Source organism: Shewanella piezotolerans WP3 (genome assembly GCF_000014885.1).
Taxonomy (GTDB): Bacteria; Pseudomonadota; Gammaproteobacteria; order Enterobacterales; family Shewanellaceae; genus Shewanella; species Shewanella piezotolerans.
Genome location: NC_011566.1, coordinates 2,999,836 through 3,019,621 on the forward strand (window position 1 = coordinate 2,999,836; position 19,786 = coordinate 3,019,621).

General features: G+C 41.1%; 22 protein-coding genes. 9 read left to right on the top strand and 13 right to left on the bottom strand.

What is annotated here, in order from left to right:
• Positions 1-155 precede the first annotated feature (155 nt).
• On the bottom strand, positions 156-827 hold the full coding sequence (locus SWP_RS12830; RefSeq protein ID WP_020912926.1) for an alpha/beta hydrolase: 672 nt from the start codon (positions 825-827) through the stop codon (positions 156-158).
• Positions 828-1,001: 174 nt separating this feature from the next.
• Between SWP_RS12830 and SWP_RS12835 the strand changes: the two genes are divergently transcribed.
• Positions 1,002-2,042 carry a glutathione S-transferase family protein gene (locus tag SWP_RS12835; protein WP_020912927.1) on the top strand — a complete coding sequence of 347 codons (1,041 nt, stop codon included), beginning with the start codon at positions 1,002-1,004 and terminating at the stop codon, positions 2,040-2,042.
• Here SWP_RS12835 and SWP_RS12840 read toward each other — a convergent pair.
• The 4 genes from SWP_RS12840 to SWP_RS12855 all read right to left on the bottom strand — a co-directional run bounded on the left by SWP_RS12840 (position 2,017) and on the right by SWP_RS12855 (position 5,042).
• A complete protein-coding gene (locus SWP_RS12840; RefSeq protein ID WP_020912928.1) occupies positions 2,017-2,235 on the bottom strand; it encodes a DUF3389 family protein in 219 nt (72 codons plus the stop codon). The genes SWP_RS12835 and SWP_RS12840 overlap by 26 nt on opposite strands.
• Before the next feature lie 71 nt (positions 2,236-2,306).
• Positions 2,307-2,789 carry an FKBP-type peptidyl-prolyl cis-trans isomerase gene (locus tag SWP_RS12845; protein WP_020912929.1) on the bottom strand — a complete coding sequence of 161 codons (483 nt, stop codon included), beginning with the start codon at positions 2,787-2,789 and terminating at the stop codon, positions 2,307-2,309.
• 72 nt (positions 2,790-2,861) lie between these two features.
• On the bottom strand, positions 2,862-3,725 hold the full coding sequence (locus tag SWP_RS12850; protein WP_020912930.1) for a WYL domain-containing protein: 864 nt from the start codon (positions 3,723-3,725) through the stop codon (positions 2,862-2,864).
• Positions 3,726-3,851: 126 nt separating this feature from the next.
• The gene (locus tag SWP_RS12855) at positions 3,852-5,042 is read right to left on the bottom strand and encodes a lytic murein transglycosylase (RefSeq protein ID WP_020912931.1); all 1,191 of its coding nucleotides are present in this window, start codon (positions 5,040-5,042) and stop codon (positions 3,852-3,854) included.
• Between the two features lie 380 nt (positions 5,043-5,422).
• Between SWP_RS12855 and SWP_RS12860 the strand changes: the two genes are divergently transcribed.
• The gene (locus SWP_RS12860; RefSeq protein WP_020912933.1) at positions 5,423-5,782 is read left to right on the top strand and encodes a DUF2750 domain-containing protein; all 360 of its coding nucleotides are present in this window, start codon (positions 5,423-5,425) and stop codon (positions 5,780-5,782) included.
• Positions 5,783-5,879: 97 nt separating this feature from the next.
• Entirely contained in the window at positions 5,880-6,524 is a 645-nt protein-coding gene (locus tag SWP_RS12865) for a hypothetical protein (RefSeq protein WP_020912934.1), read from the top strand.
• 8 nt (positions 6,525-6,532) lie between these two features.
• Here the strand turns inward: SWP_RS12865 and SWP_RS12870 are convergent, their stop codons facing one another.
• On the bottom strand, positions 6,533-7,486 hold the full coding sequence (locus SWP_RS12870; RefSeq protein ID WP_020912935.1) for a chemotaxis protein CheV: 954 nt from the start codon (positions 7,484-7,486) through the stop codon (positions 6,533-6,535).
• Positions 7,487-7,853: 367 nt separating this feature from the next.
• Complete coding sequence (locus SWP_RS12875) at positions 7,854-9,464, bottom strand: mechanosensitive ion channel family protein (RefSeq protein ID WP_020912936.1); 1,611 nt, start codon at positions 9,462-9,464, stop codon at positions 7,854-7,856.
• Positions 9,465-9,957: 493 nt separating this feature from the next.
• Here SWP_RS12875 and SWP_RS23905 point away from each other — a divergent pair, with 493 nt between their 5' ends.
• Complete coding sequence (locus SWP_RS23905; RefSeq protein WP_020912937.1) at positions 9,958-10,131, top strand: hypothetical protein; 174 nt, start codon at positions 9,958-9,960, stop codon at positions 10,129-10,131.
• A 213-nt stretch (positions 10,132-10,344) separates the two neighbouring features.
• Here SWP_RS23905 and SWP_RS12880 read toward each other — a convergent pair whose 3' ends face one another.
• Positions 10,345-11,262 carry a 1-aminocyclopropane-1-carboxylate deaminase gene (locus tag SWP_RS12880; RefSeq protein ID WP_020912938.1) on the bottom strand — a complete coding sequence of 306 codons (918 nt, stop codon included), beginning with the start codon at positions 11,260-11,262 and terminating at the stop codon, positions 10,345-10,347.
• Between the two features lie 224 nt (positions 11,263-11,486).
• Here SWP_RS12880 and SWP_RS12885 point away from each other — a divergent pair, with 224 nt between their 5' ends.
• Positions 11,487-11,894 carry a YccF domain-containing protein gene (locus SWP_RS12885; RefSeq protein WP_044555905.1) on the top strand — a complete coding sequence of 136 codons (408 nt, stop codon included), beginning with the start codon at positions 11,487-11,489 and terminating at the stop codon, positions 11,892-11,894.
• Between the two features lie 6 nt (positions 11,895-11,900).
• On the opposite strand, the gene SWP_RS12890 is transcribed toward SWP_RS12885, so the two are convergent.
• The 3 genes from SWP_RS12890 to SWP_RS12900 form a co-directional block, all read right to left on the bottom strand.
• The gene (locus SWP_RS12890; RefSeq protein ID WP_044555906.1) at positions 11,901-12,662 is read right to left on the bottom strand and encodes an alpha/beta fold hydrolase; all 762 of its coding nucleotides are present in this window, start codon (positions 12,660-12,662) and stop codon (positions 11,901-11,903) included.
• Positions 12,662-13,660, bottom strand: coding sequence for a M14 family zinc carboxypeptidase (locus tag SWP_RS12895; RefSeq protein ID WP_044555907.1), 999 nt, complete (start codon positions 13,658-13,660; stop codon positions 12,662-12,664). Before SWP_RS12895 ends, SWP_RS12890 begins: the two co-directional genes overlap by 1 nt.
• 82 nt (positions 13,661-13,742) lie before the next feature.
• Positions 13,743-14,525, bottom strand: a complete 783-nt coding sequence (locus SWP_RS12900) for a substrate-binding periplasmic protein (protein WP_020912943.1) — start codon at positions 14,523-14,525, stop codon at positions 13,743-13,745.
• Positions 14,526-14,855: 330 nt separating this feature from the next.
• On the opposite strand from SWP_RS12900, the gene SWP_RS12905 reads away from it, so the two are divergent.
• Both SWP_RS12905 and SWP_RS12910 read left to right on the top strand, forming a co-directional pair.
• The gene (locus tag SWP_RS12905) at positions 14,856-15,083 is read left to right on the top strand and encodes a PGPGW domain-containing protein (protein ID WP_020912944.1); all 228 of its coding nucleotides are present in this window, start codon (positions 14,856-14,858) and stop codon (positions 15,081-15,083) included.
• 245 nt (positions 15,084-15,328) lie between these two features.
• Positions 15,329-16,321, top strand: coding sequence for a cytochrome-c peroxidase (locus SWP_RS12910; protein ID WP_020912946.1), 993 nt, complete (start codon positions 15,329-15,331; stop codon positions 16,319-16,321).
• A 74-nt stretch (positions 16,322-16,395) separates the two neighbouring features.
• Here the strand turns inward: SWP_RS12910 and SWP_RS12915 are convergent, their stop codons facing one another.
• Positions 16,396-16,755 (bottom strand): DUF6508 domain-containing protein, encoded by a 360-nt coding sequence (locus SWP_RS12915; RefSeq protein WP_020912947.1) that lies wholly within the window; start codon positions 16,753-16,755, stop codon positions 16,396-16,398.
• Positions 16,756-17,121: 366 nt separating this feature from the next.
• Between SWP_RS12915 and SWP_RS12920 the strand changes: the two genes are divergently transcribed.
• Positions 17,122-17,472, top strand: coding sequence for a hypothetical protein (locus SWP_RS12920; RefSeq protein ID WP_020912948.1), 351 nt, complete (start codon positions 17,122-17,124; stop codon positions 17,470-17,472).
• Between the two features lie 40 nt (positions 17,473-17,512).
• Here SWP_RS12920 and SWP_RS12925 read toward each other — a convergent pair whose 3' ends face one another.
• Complete coding sequence (locus SWP_RS12925) at positions 17,513-18,409, bottom strand: LysR family transcriptional regulator (RefSeq protein WP_020912949.1); 897 nt, start codon at positions 18,407-18,409, stop codon at positions 17,513-17,515.
• A 154-nt stretch (positions 18,410-18,563) separates the two neighbouring features.
• Between SWP_RS12925 and SWP_RS12930 the strand changes: the two genes are divergently transcribed.
• The gene (locus tag SWP_RS12930; protein WP_020912950.1) at positions 18,564-19,724 is read left to right on the top strand and encodes a homogentisate 1,2-dioxygenase; all 1,161 of its coding nucleotides are present in this window, start codon (positions 18,564-18,566) and stop codon (positions 19,722-19,724) included.
• Positions 19,725-19,786: the final 62 nt, after the last annotated feature.

Here is a 19,786-nt window from a genome sequence, read left to right on the forward strand (position 1 = left end):
GATAGGTTGTTACCAATACTAGAAACTAAAACAAATAATTTCATTACGTTAAAGGATGTGGAATATAGAATCGATTGTTTCTAATTGAGAACAGGCGTTACCTTATTTGGCAACGCCGAGCTGTACAAATAACAAGCTATTAGTTTTCACTAATTTTAATTAAGTACCTTTTGCAACCATTTAGAGATATCTCGTAACTGTTCAGGTAACACATTATGGCCCATATCATAAGTCTGCCATTCAGTGGCATAACCTTCGTTTTTCAGCAGTTCGAATGCCATTATACCTGCATTTAGCGGCACCACTTCATCTTGGGTACCGTGTTGCTGCAATATTGGCGTTGAGCAATTCTCAATAGACAGATCTGCAGGCATTCGGTCGCCAGTGGGTAAATAACAAGATAAAGCCATGATCCCGGCGAGTTTTTGCTTAAGCCTTAACCCGCAAAATAGACTCATTACTCCCCCCTGGCTAAAACCTGCAAGCACTATCCGTTCTGGGTTAATTCCAAGGGCTATTTGTTCATCCACGAGCGCATTAATTAAGTTTTCGCTTTCAAGCACTCCACTCATATCCGCGCGGTCATGCAAGTCCATACTCTTTATGTCATACCAGGCACGCATAATGTAGCCACTATTGATAGTAACCGCTTGTTCTGGCGCATGAGGAAAGACAAAACGAACACTGTGATCACTAGGTAACCCTAACGCTGGCACTACTGGTGCAAAGCCAGCTCCTGAATCCCCCAAACCATGTAACCAAATAACACAAGATGTAGCTGTAACTGGCGGCTCAACAACAATTCTCTCTAACGGCTTATCTAGCATGACTTTCCTTTCGTTTTGATTAGTCCAAACATAATTACTGCATGATATCAGTCTCGCTAGAAACATCCTATATTGTTATTAAATAGAAAGGTTTGAGCAACAAAATGCACTTTAATCCTGCTAACGATGGAACTAAGCTGACTAAATTGAAATAGCAGAGAACAGGTTAATAAAATGGGATTGCTTCAAAACGGTCAGTGGGTCGATAAGTGGTATCCAACTGAGGAAACCGGTGGAAAATTTACACGTTCTGAATCAAGCTTTAGAGATTGGATAACCCAAGATGGTAAACCATTAGATGAAAATTCTACTGGCTTTAAAGCAGAAAGTAATCGTTATCATTTATATGTATCACTCGCCTGCCCTTGGGCTCATCGAACGCTGATATACCTACAGCTTAAAGGTCTACAAGAGATCATTGGTGTAACCGTTGTTGAGCCACATATGTTAACTAATGGCTGGGAGTTTTCTGGTAGCAAACAAAGCCCTATCGCCCATCATATTGAAGGCGCTGATGTTGATAAATTAAACGCTGCTGACTTTCTTTATCAGATCTACCAAAAAGCTGATGCTAGTTATAACGGCCGAGTGACGGTCCCCGTTCTCTGGGATATGCATACAAATACAATCGTCAGCAATGAATCAGCTGAAATCATACGCATGTTCAATAGCGCATTTAATCATTTAGTTGATAACAGTTGTGATTTTTATCCTCAAACCCTGCGTGCAGAAATCGATGAGCTTAATAGCTGGATCTATGACAGTATTAATAATGGCGTTTACAAGGCGGGCTTTGCCACAACTCAAGTCGCATACAATGAGGCATTTGAACAGCTTTTCACAGCTTTAGACACGTTAGAAAAAAGACTCGCGAGCCAACGTTTTCTGACTGGAGATGAATTTACAGAAGCTGATATTCGCTTGTTTACCACGTTAATTCGATTCGATGCCGTTTATGTTGGACATTTTAAAACCAATAAACAACGCATAGCCGATTACCCTCACCTCTTTGGTTATGTAAAAGAAATTTATCAAATGGATGGAGTGTCACAAACGGTAAACTTTGAGCACATTAAGCAGCATTACTATTTTAGCCATGAGATGATAAACCCTACTAGGATAGTCCCTACAGGACCGGACATTGATTTCAATCAGCCCCATGGTCGAACGCAAATTAATGCGCAAAGAGTTAACTTACTCCAAGCTCGGTTTTGATCTGCAGTAACTGTTGCTCATTGTCGAGCTTAAGATTCCAACGCACCGCGCCTGCGTCAGCAATCATCATTAATGCATCTTGGTGGAATTTAATGTCTTCCACCATGGCATATAAGTGACATTGACTATTTAGTCTGACTTGCACTTCAAATGCTGTGAGCACTATTTTTCCATTACTAAACTCAATGATCATTTATGGTCTCCATTTTTAGCGCTATATTAAAAAAGCCCAACACAGTTGGGCTTTTCTTACGACAATTCAGCTTAGTGCTGATGACCGCCCTTTCCATGTGCGTGTCCATGGGCAATCTCTTCAGAGGTTGCGTCACGTACCTCTGCAACTTCTAAGTCAAATGTTAATTCCCGACCTGCTAGTGGGTGGTTAACATCCACAGTTGCCATGAACTTGCCCATTTTAATAATGGTCACTTGGCGTTGACCTTGATCTGTGCTGATCAAAGCGCGCATTCCAGCCTTCCATACTTTAGCGCCTTGCAGGTGTTTAACTGATACACGTTGTTCTGCATCTTCGTTACGCTCACCGTAAGTTTCACTAGCAGGCAATGTGACAGAAAACTTAGCCCCCACCTCTTTACCAACCAGTGCATTCTCAACACCCGGCATCATATTGTCGTGACCATGAAGGTACGCAATAGGATCAAGACCTTCGTTGCTCTCTAAAACTTCGCCCTGTTCATCACGTAATGTGTAGTTAAATTGCACTACAGAATCATCTTTAATACTCATGGTAATCCTTAACTCAAATTTTGTTGCGTGAGCTTAACAAAAGTCATTCAAAGCCACTAGTGTTATCTCTTATTAGGATTGTGCTCCCGGCACAATGGCTAAATGTTCAATTTGGCTCAATACCTGATGATTGGCCAAAGCAAGTTGGCATACACCAGATGTGATCTTATGTTTCGCAGAGCAATCTACACTCCATTGGCGCAGTAAATATCCCGCTAACGATGCTCGGCATGTCAACATTAAGCGTTGGTTTTCCATTTGATAATCAAGTTCTATCGCTTCTGGATGAGCCAATGAAGGATGAGGAATCAGTTCAAGTTCAATTTCTTGCTGCCAGTATTTATCATTCTCACAATTCTCTAGGTACTTAACACTTGCATCTGAAAGCACTGCACTTTTAATACGTGTCACGACAAAGTCCGTAAACAGTTGGTTTGCTCTATCAAAAGCTCGTACATGCCAACGCTGGCCATTATTTACCAAGGCATGAGGGACTATCTCTCTGGGTTTATTACCTGATGACACCGACACGTACTCTATTGCTAATGCTTGTTTGGCTTGAATAGCCCGCATTAATGCCGCAATGATGTCTGTGTTTGGGTGAATAAGCTGTATCGCATCAATACATACTGCACTTGGCTTGACCGGGTGTGATAAGCCATCACCGAAACCTTTGGCTAGACCATGTAATATCGCTTCAGGCTCATGGGAAAATAGCGCTTTAAACTCTGGCAGGCGATGATAGCACTTAGTCTGGTGTACCAAACGCATGTTTGTCGGTGCTAGTGTTTTGTAACTCTGAAAGTCTCGAGTGGCCGCTGCTAGGCCTGTTGCGAATTTATTGATCAGATCTTGACGAGAAACTTGACCAAAGTACTGCAAACTAAAATCGATAAAAGCGAGACGCTGCCTTTGAGCGTGGGAGAGGTTGTCCATAGATTAAGATACCATCCAGTCGATAACTTTATTGAATAAATTCAATCTAATATATCAACCAAAAAGATGCAATCTTTTTGGTTGCATCTTTTTTTTGAATCGTAAATCTTGTATTGAGGGGAGCGCTTATTCGACACCGAGTGCTTTAAAGGTAGCTTCGTTTGGATAACCATCAGCCACCAAACCATTACCTTTTTGGAATGCTTGCAGCCCTTTTAACGATTTTGATCCCAAGATACCATCTGGTTTGCCAACATCGAAACCCAGCGCATTAAGCTGGCTTTGCAGTGCCTTTACCCTTGCACGACTCAAATTTGGCATTTTGGGTGGCTTAACATTAAGCCCTACAGCACCATTAATTCTATCAGCTAGATGCCCAACAGCTATTGCGTAAAACGTAGAGCGATTCCACTTCATAATGACATCAAAATTGTCATAGCCTAAAAAAGCGGGACCCGTATGGCCTGAAGGCAAATAAAGAGAAGCTTGCATGTCTGGTGTACTTAAAGGGTTGCCATTGGTTTGCGTTAAACCAAGCTCCGCCCATTTAGTTAAGGGTTGCGCTTCCGCTCGGCCAAGATAAGCATAGGAAAAGTCATTTGGCAGACTCACCTCTCTCCCCCAACGCTCGTCGCGTTTCCAACCTAAATTTTGTAAGAAATGGGCCGCTGATGAAAGTGCATCCTCGGTGCTGTTCCATAGATCCGCTTTGCCATCACCATCACCGTCGACAGCATACTTCGCATAAGCAGATGGCATAAACTGAGTATGACCCATCGCACCCGCCCAAGAACCCACCATCTGCTTTTCATCGAAACCGTATTGCTCTTTTAACTTTAATGCTTGCATCAGTTCGGTAGTGAAATATCGGCTACGACGAGGATCACACGCCAAGGTCGCTAACGAGTTGAGCACAGACATTTTACCTTTGTAAGAACCAAAGTTAGTTTCTAGTCCCCAGAAGGCTAACAAATACTGCGGTGGAACACCGTACTCCTTTGCCAAACGTTGCAGTAGCTCCTTGTGCTCTTTGTATAGCTTTCGTCCTTGCTGAACACGCCAGTCGGTCACTCGCTTAGTAAAGTAATTTTCAAACGATGAGCTAAATTCCGGTTGCTGGCTATCAAGCTCAATAACTCTTGGGACAAATTTAACATTTGCCAAAGTGTTATCGATAGTACTTTGCGATAACCCCTGAGCTTTAGCTGTTTGCTGAAGGTTAGCAACACATGTAGCCCAATCAGGGGAAGCGACAGAAGCCAATACGGTAGAACTACTAAAAATAAGCGTTGCTGCTAGGGGGATTAATTTAAACAATAGAAGACTCCCAAAAATGAATGACACTAACCGATGAGTACACATATTACTGTGAGGTTAAAAGATTAATCTTACCTTAAAAAAACGACTCTATAGATGATTTATAATTCATTAAACCGATGCAAAAAAGCCTTAGACCGATTAACGGATAAAACGCCATAGCTGTCGTCTAATATAGACTAAATCGAGACTGTTATAGCGGTAAATTTGCTAGTTTGGTTTGACTGCTCAATTTACCTGCTAAGCTTGCGCTGCTTAGGCATCAAATACGCAGTTAAACAATCGAAAGCAGTTAAATAACTTGCCAAATGTTATCCGCAGTTGCAGACTACTGCCAATAGAGATAATCAATATCTTTCATTAACCAAAAGAGATTAATCATGACTGAGATGACTCCAGCTTTAGAAAGCTTTATCAACAATGTAAAGCAACACCAAGTGGTTTGGGGCCTGCAAGATGAAACAGGTGAAGGTTGGGTTGTATGTGACTCATCTGAATTTGAAGCGACAGATGTGATGCCTTTATGGTCTGAAGAAGCACAAGCTAAAAGCCATTGCACTGATGAGTGGCAAGCATACAGCGCCGTGGCGATTACTCTTGAAGAGTTTTTAGAGTATTGGGTTGGTGATTTAAACGATGATGGCGTGCTCGTTGGGTTAGATTGGGTCGCAGAACAAGAGTGTCTTGAAGTTGATCCTATCGTACTGGCAACCTCACTGGTTAATGTTGAAGAAGAGTAAACATCACAAAACCCAAAACAAAGTTAAATTAAGCGCTAATCGTCAAGATTGAGCGCTTTATTTTTAAATAAAAGCTGTATTTAATAGGTGATGCATATTGTTTGAACTCGCCCCGCTAATAGACATACCATTTGATCGCAGGCATCAGTGCTGGTTTTGTGGTGAGCCTAGTTCGATGCAGCTTAGCTACACTAAAGAACATTACACTCCTCATCCCTCACTGATGGTTCCAGCCTGTAAGGAATGTTTCAAAATAGCTAAACAACACAAGCTAACCTCTATCTGGGATTGCAAAATGGCCGTTAAGGATGAGCTGATGCGGATCTATGAAAAGCATCTCGCTATTGGCGTGAACTGGACTAAACAAGAACTTGAAGAGTCAGAATTTGAAGATAAAGTTTTTGGTGGCTTTAAGAAAAGCGCATGGATGATGTATGAGATAGCGAGAGACAGAGTCAACTATCCTGCTTGGCCATTGAGTCTTAATGGCGTCCCCCTTGAAGACTTTGGCTATGGTGCTGACTTTAGTTTTGATGGGGTTAACTACAGTTCAGTCACCCAAGCGATTAAATTCTATGCCAAACAATTTGTACTCGATAAACGCTTTTTAGAAGATATTATTAGTATTGTCGGTAAACAACGTTTTGGCTTTGCAATTCGTGTCGCACAGATCAATATCGCTGCAACTCCAGAGCTTAAACGGCAGGTTATCAATGATTTAAAGCTAGAAAATCAGGATTAGCCGTTCAATTATTGCGTCAGCAAAGCCTCTGACTGGCGCAATTTATCTTGCACAACCTCAACCAGTAGATCTGGCTGGAACTTCGAAATAAAACGATCACAACCTACTTTCTCAACCATTGCATTGTTAAAACTACCACTTAAAGAAGTGTTTAACGTGATGTAAAGATCACTCATGCGTTTATCCTTACGGATCTCATGAGTCAGCTTGTAGCCGTCCATCTCAGGCATCTCAGCATCTGTGATCAACATAATAATATGCTCGGAGACGTTTATACCGCTATCGCACCATTGTTGTAATTGATTAAGTGCCATTAAACCATCAGAAACTTCAATAACTTCGAGCCCGAGTTGTTCAAGAGTCTCCCTCACTTGACGCCTAGCAGTGGCGGAGTCATCTGCGATAAGCACCTTTTTACCTTGCATTAATGGCAGCAGCTGTTCGTCTAACACTCCATCTGATAGCTTAATATCGTATTGAATAATTTCAGCCAAAACCTTTTCGACATCAATGATAGAAACCAGCTCCTGCTTATCTTGGTAATCAATTCGGGTTATCGCAGTGAGATAATTGTTACGGCCAACTGTTTTAGGCGGTGGCAAAATATCACTCCAGGTTAAATTGACGATGTGCTCAACTTTATCGACTAAAAATCCCTGAACAGAACGGTTATATTCAGTAATGATAAGATTGCTCTGCTCATACACAGCTGAAGGCCTGAAACCAATTGCTTTACGAAGATCAATGACTGGAATAGCTAGACCACGAAGATTAGCAACACCGATAATACTTGGGTGACTACCAGGCATGGCACTCAATGATGGCACTCTAACCACTTCTTTAACTTTAAATACATTAATCGCAAATAACTGAGTCACGCTGATCCTAAACAACAACAGCTCCAGCCGATTCTCACCGACGAGTTTCGTACGTTGATCTACACTTGCAAGCATTTGCGTCATAATGTTTTCCAGCTAAAGTACGTTTAGAGCAATGATTATAACGATATCGTCCACCAGATAACTAGGTCAAATCGACTTTAATTCACGGATTTTATTCAAGTTTACAACTGTTAGTTAAAACATTATGTTCGAAATCACAGCCAACTCAATGTGAATTGTAAATTATGTGATCCAATTCAAGCAGATTTGCGTACTGCATTACCAGAGCCTTTAAATCTATGTTTTGGCGATATTAAGAAGCAGAGTGGAAATAATGCAAAATATTCAATCACAAAGTGAACGGAGCAACTTCTTATACTGATTGGTATTACAAGTCGCTTGAAACTAAAAAGGCCGCATTCTGCGGCCTTTTTATCATCACTTTCAATTACTCTGGTGCGATAGGCACCACTGGAACGATCCGCGAACCATGTTTGACCACTATATTCATAATTCCGAAATGAAGCGCTTCTGAAACCAATTGGAACTCAGCAAAATCTGTTGTGCCTATATAAGCAAAAACATTCAGTTGCAGACCATGTAATCCAAAGCCCTTAAAGGTCACCCTTAATGGTGTTTCATCCACTTTTTCATGCTCTACAAGTAAGTTTTTTATCTCATCAATAATCCCATGTAACTGCTCAGTATTGGTTTTATAATCCAGCCTAATATCAGTTTTAAAACGAATTTTCTCCCGTTCTGATATATTTTCTATATCCATTTCAGATAATCGTGCATTTGGTACATTTATCACCGTTCTATCAATTGTCCGAATCCGAGTACAGCGCAGCCCAATCTCCTCAACTGTGCCAGTGATGGAACTGAACCGACCAACGTCTCCTACTCTTATTGGCGCTGAAGAATATAGAGTGATCGTTCCGATGAAGTTTTCAATAGATTGTTTAGAAGCAAGTGCAACTGCAACGCCTCCTATGCCTAACCCAGCAAGAATTGTTGATGCATCAAAGCCTAAATGCTCCAGCCAAATCAAGATAGTTAGCGCAACAAGAATCACTCTTATAAAATTAGCGAGTGGCCGCAACAGCGAGGCTGTTTGACTCTTGCCTTGATTTATCCAACGCAAACGTAAACTGTTTTGCAATACGTCGGTCAAGCTCCAAATAAACCAAATAACTGCAATAACTAATAAGAAGCCAGTATTGACGACCGCCATTACATTTGCCGAAAGTGTGGTGTTTGCCATCCATGCACGGTCTAGTAATAGTGCTAATAACAACCGAGAAGGTCCTACAACTAAATGGGCTAAATCAGCTTTATATTGGTACTGGCTGCGAAGAATCAGTTGTTTTGCAAGCCAAGTCAGCGGAATAACAACCAGTAATGCAAGAATAAGGTAGCTAATCAGTAGCGCCCATTCCCACAAGTTCAGTTTAAAAAGGTGCCCTTTAGGAATGTTCTGTACATACCATTCAACAATGGGGCCATAGCCGAGTTCGCTATATAGCATTGGTACTTTGGCGACGGTAGCATTTGAAATTTTCCAAATTTTACCTATTTGCTTATCGGGAACTTTTTGCAATAAAAGTGTAATTTGGTTGCCTTTTACTTCTACCCGGCCAAATGCGTCGCGATAATTTGGTAGTTGATCGTCACTTGCACCACTGGGTAAGTCACTTATCTCTTCAAGGTTAACCCAGATATTACGCTCAATAATCGCCACTAACTGCTTTGCATATTCAGGCCCGAGTTCCTTTGACATCCCGTCGGGCAGGTAACGTAGATCTAGATATTTTGCTGCTTTATCGAAGTTCTGCTCAAACGTCGCCTCAAAGAACCCTTCTATCGTTCCTCTCGGAGTGTCCCTAAACAAGCTGTCTTTATAATCATAGCTAGTGTTTTTTTCACTGCTCGTACTGGGTTCTTCTATCGATTCAGCATCTGTTTTAACTGCGCTTGCGAGCCCAGGTGCCACCGCATCTGCAGTGGAAATATTGATTGCTAGCAAGATCAGCACAATACATAAAATAATCCTTGTCATTAATAGACTCCTTTACAGCCAACAACGTAGAACTTAGGTTAAAACTAGCATGGTTTAACCTACTGTTAACACTTCATAATTAACTATATGTGTACTTTATGTATTGACAAGTAGTATTGACTGGATATAATGCAGCCTGTTTTAGAGATATACCCTTTTTTGATATACTTTCACCGCCTTCTGTAAAGTCCACGATTCGTCGTTCGATCCCCACATAAGCGTTATCACAACAGGTTCAATCATCTTAATCGGCAGTCATTTTACTGTCATATCTTTATGTTTTACTTCGTTGCAGCTTGAGAATAGTTCAGTATTTGTGATCTTAACGATATATTCGTTAACAAAACTGCCCAACAAGCCACTTGTAAAAGCATAAAAAGATGAGTAATCTCGAATGGAACTTAAATTCATCTTTCGCAAAAATGCTAAGGATATTCTATCGTTATAAAACACTACCAATATTGGTAGCATTAATAAAAAGGAGTGTGACCATATGTCATACCTAGTAAATGGACATGAAATTACCGTTAACTTTCCAGTAGACTCAATTTCTGTCAACAAATCATCAATCGCCTTTACTGACAGTCAAGGTAAAAATAGACAGACTTTTTCAAAGCGTACTGAAGCGCTTAAATTTATGAACTGGTTGTTGTCTTCAAGTAAGTAAGTTTTAAATCTGTAGTACCGACTTTTCGATACATTTCCTCTCACTCGTATCGATAGTTTGTCTTCATAGGCAAACGAATAGGACTGAAACATATTCAGCTATTTAGTTAACTTCATTTGGTTCAGGCTTTACCTCTTTTCAGGTAAACAGCCTAACCAAGTGGATACCCACCCTCTCAATGATAAACCACCTCATAACAGTATAATTATTGCATTAAGTTGCAGGATACTTACGTTGGTAACGCGGTAACATGGTCGCATTACCCAATAAACCACCTTGATGAATATATAGTATATTAGTGTCTTCAGAATCTGATAACAGCTTTTCTACGCACATCCAGCCTTTTGGGTCATACAACAGTTCAAACTCTATCCCTTGCTCGGTAACTTTTTGCCAAATCTGATAAAACTCTCGATACAGCTTTCCAAAATGATATTTCTTATCTGTTTTCACTATCTGAGGATGAAATGAAACATCTGTGATTAACTCAGAAAACTGCTGGGATAAATAAGCTTCATCACCAACACAAGCACAGGTTTTTACCGAAATACTGGGGGCATAAAGTACAAAGTACTCATTAAGAAAAACAGCCGTTGTACCTGTACCTGACGGTAAAAAGACAGTTAATTCTGTCAATTTTCTCTGCGAAAACCAGTCACTTACCTCCTTAGCCAGTTGATGTACCCCCTCTCTAGCATAAAGGCATCGCCCTCCCTCGGGGACGAACAGCGCTTGGTTATCATTGGGGATCACCACTTGTTCTATATATGCCCTACAACTTCTATTGTTCCTATCCTCAATAAGTGACAAGTCTATAACGTTTGCCCCATTAGAGACCGCCTCAACAAAGTTACCTTTCGAGGATTTCAGCACTTGTTCGGCGATATGGTCGGTATAGAAGTCAAGTTGCCAGCCTTTTAATTTAGCTAACGCTGACATTGAATAGAGTGAATTTGCCACAGGGGAACCATAGCCAACCAGTCGAGTGATATCTGGGAACTCATGATTTAAAAAATAGGCAAATTTACGCGCCTTGTTGCCTGAAAACTCTTTATGCAGTAAGTCATCTCTTTTAACAAAAACACGTCCCGCGTTAAATTCGATACTATCAATTGGCGTGTTAATCAGCACAGCTATTCTCTTCAATCTATTGATAATCAATTGTAGCGCTTAACAGCGCCGAGTTCAGACTCCAATGCGTAAAAAAGACTAAATTTTGGTAAAAGTCACAATCATAGACAATTACAAAACAAAAAAAACAGTTAATACAACACCTTAATTATTGGCATGATAATGGCATTATTGAAGTTAGCAAAGTCCTTTGGACTGTTAACTAATTACTTGAGGGTTTTTAAATGGCGGTATTACGCTTAGTGTTCAACATAGCTTGGTTCGTATTAGGCGGTTTCGTAATGGGACTCGCTTGGTGGCTAGCTGGATTACTCTGTTTTATCAGCATAATAGGCATACCATTTGGCAGAGCTTGTTTCGTTATAGGAGAGATGACATTTTGGCCATTTGGCCAAGATTCTGTGAACCGTCGAGCACTAACTGGAACTGAAGATTTGGGCACTGGTGCCTTTGGTATGATGGGCAATATTATCTGGTTCTTATTATTTGGTATCTGGCTCACTATTGGTCATATTATGCACGCTTTTGCTTGTGCAATTACCATAATAGGGATCCCGTTTGCACTACAGCATTTAAAGCTGGCTATTTTAAGCTTAACTCCTATCGGACAAACCGTAGTTGCAAAGGCTTAATACCAGTCATAGCAACGCTTTTTTCAGCTGCGCAATAAGCGCAGCTGGATTGTCTAAACTAATGTCATGTCCTGCATTATCAAACTCAACAAGCTGACATCGATAATGTTCCGCTATAGATTGACTGCATTCAGGGGAAACCAACTTGTCTAAAACACCACTAAACACAAAGATAGGCTGTTGCAAGCGATCACAGCACTTAAAATATGCACACGCACATAGTTGACGAACGGCATTGTGCAGGCGAACCCGATTTTGCTGCCTCAATTTACTCCATTTTTTTGCCATCGCAGGGCTAGTTCCTAAGTGCTCACTGGATAATTTAAGCGCTGTCGCTTCCGACCAATCGACCCCGTTATCTCTATTGCGGGTCCGATACGCATCTATGACGGCATAAATACTAAAGCGTCGATACCAAGGTGATAAGTTAGCGGCACTGGTATTAATAATAACGACTTTACTGACTTTCTTTGGCGATAAACGTGCCATTTCAATGGCTATCATCCCCCCCATAGAAAGCCCTATGATACAGTTATCTCCCTCTTCTATCTGTTCCAATAATGCACCTGCATACTCCGTAATGCTCAATGGACTTTTATCAGAACTGAAAACCCCATTCCCTCTACTATCAAGAGCCATAATATCAATATCGTGCGCCATCACTTGCGCCTGAAGCATTACAGCAAAGTCATGCCAGTGGCGTTTATCGCGCATCAAACCGCGCAGGAGTATCCACTTAGTTCTATGACTAACGCTTGGTTTACTCATCAGCGCTGAAACCACCTGTTAATAGCTGCTTGGTTTTGTAATTTTAACCCTTCTGCACTCATATGTTCTAACTCTCTGCTTGCTGCTAAATCCAATAAAAATTGCATAAACACTGTATGTTTTCGCAATGCTCTAACTTGTCGATGTTGTTTTTGTGGATTGAATAATCCTGCAAAATTAAACACCTGCCGTGGATTTTTCTTTACCCAACTCCAAGAGCCCATCTCCAGTGTTAATGGTAAAAAAGGCTTATCACTCTCATTGGCCGCGAGGTAATCCCAAATATCTCCATGCGTACGATATATTAAGCTTTGCGGCGAAAAGCTGTAGTGATTATGGTATGGGTAACTGGATTGATATAGCTGTTCTAAATAATAAATCTGCCCTAAACTAGATACTGGCTTACTAGAGCCTGCAAACGGAAACCATATGTGATCCGTCATACCAAATCCAGAGTGTGCATCTAAAGAGATTAGACTTGTAGAGCAAGCCTTAAGCAATTCAACATATTGGATCAGCGCCCGAGTTTCTTGCTCTACACCTTGATGCCCCCTGTACCATGGCAGATGAGATGATAGTTTTTGCCCACCCACAAGAAAAGTCACCTTTGACTCGGCCTCAATGGGTGCATTTCGCATTAAGTCCACTCGATGGCCATTACACCGAGTACTGCGAAGTAAACCAATAGGATTAACAATTGGCACGAAAGCGATCTTTATTTTGGTTAATAACTGCTGTAACTGACAATCCCATTCAAGTCGAGAAAGGATGCTTTCAAGTAAGGCAATGACCACTTGAATACCAATTAACTCAACACCATGTACTCCACTGACAAATAATACACAGGGGACATTTCCCCCCTTTGCCCCCAATTCAGCACAGATGACCGGATAGCTCTGTTTTTTTAAATTCACCTTTGTCAGCGTCTTAGCATGTAACTGCGGATAACTATCTATCAAATCTAGTAACGTTTGTAGCTCTGTCGGCGCTGCTTGCATGGTAAAGTGGTGCCATTTGAGAAGTTATGAGAACAAAATAAACGACGAATAAGACAAAGTGAGGTCAAGCAGATGACGAAATCTATTGCGCCATGTTTTCTTGCAGTATTTTGTCCACGTCAATTTTGCCTAGCCCTTGGTTGAAAAGGTCGCGCCATTTTTTACCTTCAGCATTGTTTTTAAAGGCGATATAAAGCTCTTTTTGGGTCAATATTCGCTTATTAAGTTGCACTCGGCTGGCGACCGACTTCATATCTGGTTGGCCAAGTAAATAACCCAGTACATGGGCATCGATTACAGCAGCATCAATGCGGCCTGAAACCACTTTTTTTATGTTATGAATATCGGACGCCACTGCTTCAGCCGGCTGTACACCTTGAGCAATCATGTTATCGAGTTGCTCGGTGTTGACGTACCCCTGGACAACGCCAATGGTGTATTGATTTAGATCGCTCTGGTTTGACCAACTAATCGGATGACGCTTTTGCTCGACTAACCCTAGGGGGCTACTGCCCATTGAATATGAAAAGACAAACTTTTCTGTTGGATACGCATACTCAGGCAAATAGCCAGAGTATTTTGAATCTTCCCTCGATGCCATTCTCACTGCGCGGCTCCAAGGATAGAAATCAACCTGAACTTCATGCCCTACGGCTGCCAATGCTGCACGAGTAATAGCAATACTCGCGCCTTCATTCTTCAACTGACTGCCAGCATATGGTGGCCAGTGCAAAGAGGTTAAGTACAACGTATCGGCATAGCATACTGGCAATGTACAGCTTAATATCAAAAACAGAAAAAGTTTTTGCCCTTTGCTAACAGCAGTTGTTAATCGTTGAATAATATTGAAAACAAAACTACACATGTTAAGTATTGATCCTCCTTCACCGCCTAGCTAATAGGATTAACATTCGCGAACCTATCAAAGATTCTAGTCAATCATAGCGATATAACCAAGATTAGGACTTGATACTATAAAAGTCAGGGTAAAGACATTAAGCACAGTAACGTTAACGATTCACTATTGTTTGCAACTAACATTTGGATGAGACCGTGAACAGGAATTGTTACAGTTGCTTTTACCTTTGAAGCGAAAACGGGCATATACTCAATGAGTACGATTAACATACAAAATCGCAGTTATATTGCCGTTTAATCAGTGAGAGTCACCATTGATAAGGCAAAGGAGGATCTAATGCTAAAGAAAACACTGATAACAGTCGTTGGTGGATTACTAACATTAACAGGCGCAGCCCTAATCATACTGCCAGGCCCCGCTTGGTTGCTACTCCCTATCGGATTAGCAGTGTTGAGTTTAGAATATACTTGGGCTAAGCATTGGCTTAAAAAAAGTCAAAACCACATGAGCAACACAGCTCGCTGGCTTGATAGAAAGATATTACTGCGCAGACTGAAACGATAATATCCCTAGTGTTACGTGGCTGTTTATGGCGTAACAGGCTCTAGGGATAAAAGTAAAACTCTACCACAGAGGAGTTCTCCTCCTATCAAGCCATCTTAATTCTTACTGCGACTAAGATCCCATAAAACTAATCCAAACAAGCGATAGTCCCAATCGAGTCAAGTCATTATATCTAATAAAAATAATAACTTAATATAACCCCCCAACAAATAACCACACATTAAGTAAGTTTATAGGGGCGCACCATGAGCACATTGACAAACCTTACTATCGCCATTGCCACTGTTTTTTCCGCAACTTCATTTGCTGCAAGCGAACCTATCGAGATCATACCCGCAGCAATAATCACCAACCCAGATAAAGTCGAGCTTGGAAAAATGTTATTTTTTGAACCTAGACTATCAAAATCGGGGTTCATCTCTTGTAACTCATGCCATAACCTCTCACTTGGTGGCGTAGATGCTTTACCAACCTCTATCGGACATAACTGGCAACAAGGGTCAATTAACTCTCCAACAGTATTAAATGCTGAGTATGGGTTGGCCCAGTTTTGGGACGGACGAGCTAAAGATCTTAAAGAGCAAGCAGGCGGTCCTATCGCTAATCCTAAAGAGATGGGCTTCAGCCACGAACTGGCTGTAGATACCATTCGTTCCATGCCAGCTTACCAAGCTAGATTTGCGCAGGTTTACCAAAAGGATGGCATTACGATTGAAGAGATCACTGATGCCATAGCTGAATTCGAAAAAACATTAGTGACACCGAATGCACCATTCGACAAATTTTTACTCGGTGATAAAAATGCTATCGATGCGGACGCAAAAGCAGGCTACCAACTATTTAAAGACAAAGGTTGTGTAAGCTGTCATAACGGCCCAGCAGTTGGTGGCACCATGTATATGAAGATGGGTCTGGTTAAACCTTTCCACACTAACAACCCTGCTGAAGGACGCAAAGGGGTTACCGGAAAAGAAGCCGACAAATTTGTATTTAAAGTGCCAACGCTAAGAAATATCGAACTCACCTACCCGTATTTCCACGATGGTAGTGTTTGGGAATTAGCGGAAGCGGTAAACACCATGGCAGATATTCAGCTCGGTCAGGCTTTATCAGAAAATGAAACTAAACAGATGGTGTCATTTTTGAATTCCTTAACCGGTGAGCAGCCTCAAATTGTGTTACCAATACTGCCGCCATCCACAGCTGACACGCCACGTCCTGTGCCTTTTGCTAACTAGCAAATCAAGCTAAATCTGATATATAAAAAAGCCGCTAAATGCGGCTTTTTTATTTGAAAGAGTCAGCAATAACCCTATACGGCAGGTTGAAAAGATAGCGTTCTAAAGCGCTCTACAATTGCGTTTAGTACACCTTGTTGGCGCATATTACTGAGTACACCAGGACTAAACCTATCTAAGCGAGACATTGCTGTGACTAACAACTGACATTCATATAATGTAGCATCGGCAATATACTCAGGGCGATCAACCATATAACTCTTGTTATACCACTCATCCCATTTAAAACTCTCGAGTAACAAACCATCGCGGTCTAGATCGGCAACAAACTCTTGCAAACGCTTATCCGAAACAAAATGGTTTCCAATAACAAGATCTTGAGCATACTCTTTATATAGACCAGTTGTGTGGCTCTGTATTGTTGAGTTGTTCATACTATACCTCCGTTCATAACTGGCCTTATGCTGCTCTTTAATTAGAGAAGACTATTTATGTAGATAATTGATATCTGCATAAGGCATACCAGTTTTCAATGAGGTTATTCTAATTGATGCAAACTGAACGCAACCTTAATAGCACGACACCGCACTAAGCCCATGTAATAAATATAAAAAATACTCAGTCAACAGCAATGAGATAAAATTAGATCTCTGAAATTCTAACCAGAATACACCTCAACAAATCTCCTCTAACCAAATGAGTTCAATCTGTTATCACTCTTTTACATCTTGGTTAGCAATATGCCAATGCAATATGCATTGACTATACTTAGGCGCATAAAATGGCAAAAAGGAGTACCTATGAATTTAGTTTTCAAAAATTATCTATTCGTTTTAGCTTTTGTCATCAATACAAATTCTATTTATGCCTCAGATAAATCCGCTAAAAGCGATAAATATAAAGATAAGAATAAGCAGCAAACCTTGCCCTATGGCTTGCAAAAGAAAATGGAAAGAGGAGAACCACTGCCTCCTGGCTGGCAAAAAAAGCTTAATATAGGTGACAAACTCAGTAATGATCTTTTTACACGAGGTAAAATGATTTCACCTATCGACTCTAATGGTAATCTTGTCATTGATATTGAAGATGTTCCAATCAAGATCAATAACAAAACTCGTGAAATCATCGATATACTAGTCAAAGACAATTAACCGTTCCCATCTAAAGTTGATGCTGCTAGATATTAACGTTTTAAGCGGTCTTTTCAGCGTTAAACTCATCCATAATCAACTCGGTAAATAAACGTCCCGCTCTGCCTAACGGACGCTCCATCGTCGATACCAGTTGTGGTGTGAAACTAAATCGATTTCCACCGCTAAAATCAACTTCCACTAACTGGCCACTCTTCAGTTCATCGGTAATCAAAAAATCAGGCATCCAGCCAAAACCTAACCCCATCATTAGTGCGTTTTTTTTCATTATAAAGCCAGACAAGTAGAACACTTTATCACCACCAAATTGCAGTTCATCTCTATGCAGCTTTTCAGGCGAAGAGTCCTCAATGGTGAGCTCTACATGACGTTGCAATTCAAAAAGGCTAATATTTTTCTCACTGGCTAATGGATGATTGGCAGCGGTAACTAAAATACTGGTGATTTTAGGCAAAGGCTGTGGCCGATAATTTGGGCCTGTACGATAATCTTTCACCAACATTAGATCTGCGCTGTCTCGCTCGAAACGTTCCTGAACTCCGCCTAAGAACTCCATGTTAAGTTGCACTTTCGTTGGGATCTGTTGTTCAGCCATTCTTTTTAGTGCGCGCATAATCGGCTTCATTGGCAACGCACCATCAACCACTAATTCAAGTTTGGGTTCCCAACCTTCACTAAACCTGCTGGCTAAATGTTCAATGTTGGTAAGGTACTGCAGCAACCTTTGCCCTTCAGCTAAAATAACTTTCCCTTCTGGTGTTAACTCTGCACGGTACTGATCCCGACAGAAAAGGTTTACACCTAAGTGTTGTTCAAGTTTTTTGACCTGATAGCTTACCGCTGACTGCGCTTTATGTAATCGCTCTGCAGCCTTAGCGAAGCTACCTTCCTCCACCAACACTTGCAGCACCTTAAATGCATCAACATCAATCCGCATATTGCTCTCCTAACGTAAACATAAATATACCATCTAAAAAATAGATGGTGTTAGGTTAATTATTATTCTTTTTTTTGCTGTTGTTAGCAACTAAATTGATAACAAGATCACATTATTAGAATAAGTGCGAACGCACACAGAAAGGAAAGCCAGTATGCCATTTTATGTGAAGCAGGGAGAGATCCCTACCAAGCGTCATATTACATTCAAAAAAGACAATGGGGAGCTTTATCGTGAAGAGCTGTTCTCTACCCATGGCTTTTCCAATATCTATTCGAATAAATATCACCACAACATGCCAACAAAAGCATTGGAAGTTGCGCCTTATAGCTTAAGCCATGGTGCAGACTGGCAAGACTCGTTAGTACAAAATTATAAGCTCGATACTAAACAAGCTGATTGCCAAGGTAACTTCTTTAATGCCCGCAATAAGATTTTCTTCAATAACGACGTGGCGATGTACACCGCTAAAGTGACTGAAGATACTGACGAATTTTATCGTAACGCCTATGCCGATGAGGTGCTTTTTGTTCACGAAGGTGAAGGGACGTTACTCAGTGAGTACGGTGCCTTAGCAGTTAAGAAATGGGATTATCTCATCATTCCAAGAGGGACTACCTACCAACTTAAATTTAATGACTATAAGGCTGCTCGCCTGTTTGTCATCGAGTCTTCGACCATGGTTGAAGTTCCGAAGCACTTTCGAAACGAATATGGGCAGATGCTTGAGTCAGCTCCATACTGCGAACGAGATATACGTACCCCAGTTTTGCAAGAGGCCATTGTTGAGAAAGGTAATTTTTCATTAGTGTGTAAATTTGGCGATAAATATCAGCTTACCGCCTTAGAGTGGCACCCGTTTGATTTGGTCGGTTGGGATGGTTGTGTATACCCGTGGGCGTTCAATATTCAGGAATATGCGCCTAAGGTCGGTAAGATCCACCTTCCACCTTCTGACCACTTAGTATTTACAGCGCATAACTTTGTTATCTGTAACTTTGTACCACGACCTTATGATTTCCATCCGCAATCTATCCCAGCGCCTTATTACCATTCAAATATCGACAGTGATGAGGTGCTTTACTACGTCGATGGTGACTTTATGAGTCGCACAGGCATCGAAGCGGGATATATGACCCTGCATCAAAAGGGTGTACCGCACGGACCACAACCTGGCAAAACTGAAGCCTCAATAGGCAAAACTGAAACCTACGAATACGCAGTGATGGTCGATACATTCGCCCCACTCAAATTGACTGAACATGTAAAGAACTGCATGAGCATCGACTACAACCGTTCTTGGATTGAAAATTAAACTTAACCAAGAGCAACAGCCATCAACGTAATGGCTACTAAGAATTGATAAAGGATATAACA

Excerpts from the sequence above, each read along its gene's own strand:
- SWP_RS12925 (WP_020912949.1), bottom strand. The coding sequence starts at position 18,409 with ATGCGGATTGATGTTGATGCATTTAAGGTGCTGCAAGTGTTGGTGGAG.
- SWP_RS12890 (WP_044555906.1), bottom strand. The coding sequence starts at position 12,662 with ATGAGTAAACCAAGCGTTAGTCATAGAACTAAGTGGATACTCCTGCGC.
- SWP_RS12850 (WP_020912930.1), bottom strand. The coding sequence starts at position 3,725 with ATGGACAACCTCTCCCACGCTCAAAGGCAGCGTCTCGCTTTTATCGAT.
- SWP_RS12930 (WP_020912950.1), top strand. The coding sequence starts at position 18,564 with ATGCCATTTTATGTGAAGCAGGGAGAGATCCCTACCAAGCGTCATATT.
- SWP_RS12870 (WP_020912935.1), bottom strand. The coding sequence starts at position 7,486 with ATGACGCAAATGCTTGCAAGTGTAGATCAACGTACGAAACTCGTCGGT.
- SWP_RS12860 (WP_020912933.1), top strand. The coding sequence starts at position 5,423 with ATGACTGAGATGACTCCAGCTTTAGAAAGCTTTATCAACAATGTAAAG.
- SWP_RS12875 (WP_020912936.1), bottom strand. The coding sequence starts at position 9,464 with ATGACAAGGATTATTTTATGTATTGTGCTGATCTTGCTAGCAATCAAT.
- SWP_RS12910 (WP_020912946.1), top strand. The coding sequence starts at position 15,329 with ATGAGCACATTGACAAACCTTACTATCGCCATTGCCACTGTTTTTTCC.
- SWP_RS12895 (WP_044555907.1), bottom strand. The coding sequence starts at position 13,660 with ATGCAAGCAGCGCCGACAGAGCTACAAACGTTACTAGATTTGATAGAT.
- SWP_RS12840 (WP_020912928.1), bottom strand. The coding sequence starts at position 2,235 with ATGATCATTGAGTTTAGTAATGGAAAAATAGTGCTCACAGCATTTGAA.
- SWP_RS12920 (WP_020912948.1), top strand. The coding sequence starts at position 17,122 with ATGAATTTAGTTTTCAAAAATTATCTATTCGTTTTAGCTTTTGTCATC.
- SWP_RS12915 (WP_020912947.1), bottom strand. The coding sequence starts at position 16,755 with ATGAACAACTCAACAATACAGAGCCACACAACTGGTCTATATAAAGAG.
- SWP_RS12905 (WP_020912944.1), top strand. The coding sequence starts at position 14,856 with ATGCTAAAGAAAACACTGATAACAGTCGTTGGTGGATTACTAACATTA.
- SWP_RS12885 (WP_044555905.1), top strand. The coding sequence starts at position 11,487 with ATGGCGGTATTACGCTTAGTGTTCAACATAGCTTGGTTCGTATTAGGC.
- SWP_RS12830 (WP_020912926.1), bottom strand. The coding sequence starts at position 827 with ATGCTAGATAAGCCGTTAGAGAGAATTGTTGTTGAGCCGCCAGTTACA.
- SWP_RS12845 (WP_020912929.1), bottom strand. The coding sequence starts at position 2,789 with ATGAGTATTAAAGATGATTCTGTAGTGCAATTTAACTACACATTACGT.
- SWP_RS12900 (WP_020912943.1), bottom strand. The coding sequence starts at position 14,525 with ATGTGTAGTTTTGTTTTCAATATTATTCAACGATTAACAACTGCTGTT.
- SWP_RS12835 (WP_020912927.1), top strand. The coding sequence starts at position 1,002 with ATGGGATTGCTTCAAAACGGTCAGTGGGTCGATAAGTGGTATCCAACT.
- SWP_RS23905 (WP_020912937.1), top strand. The coding sequence starts at position 9,958 with ATGTCATACCTAGTAAATGGACATGAAATTACCGTTAACTTTCCAGTA.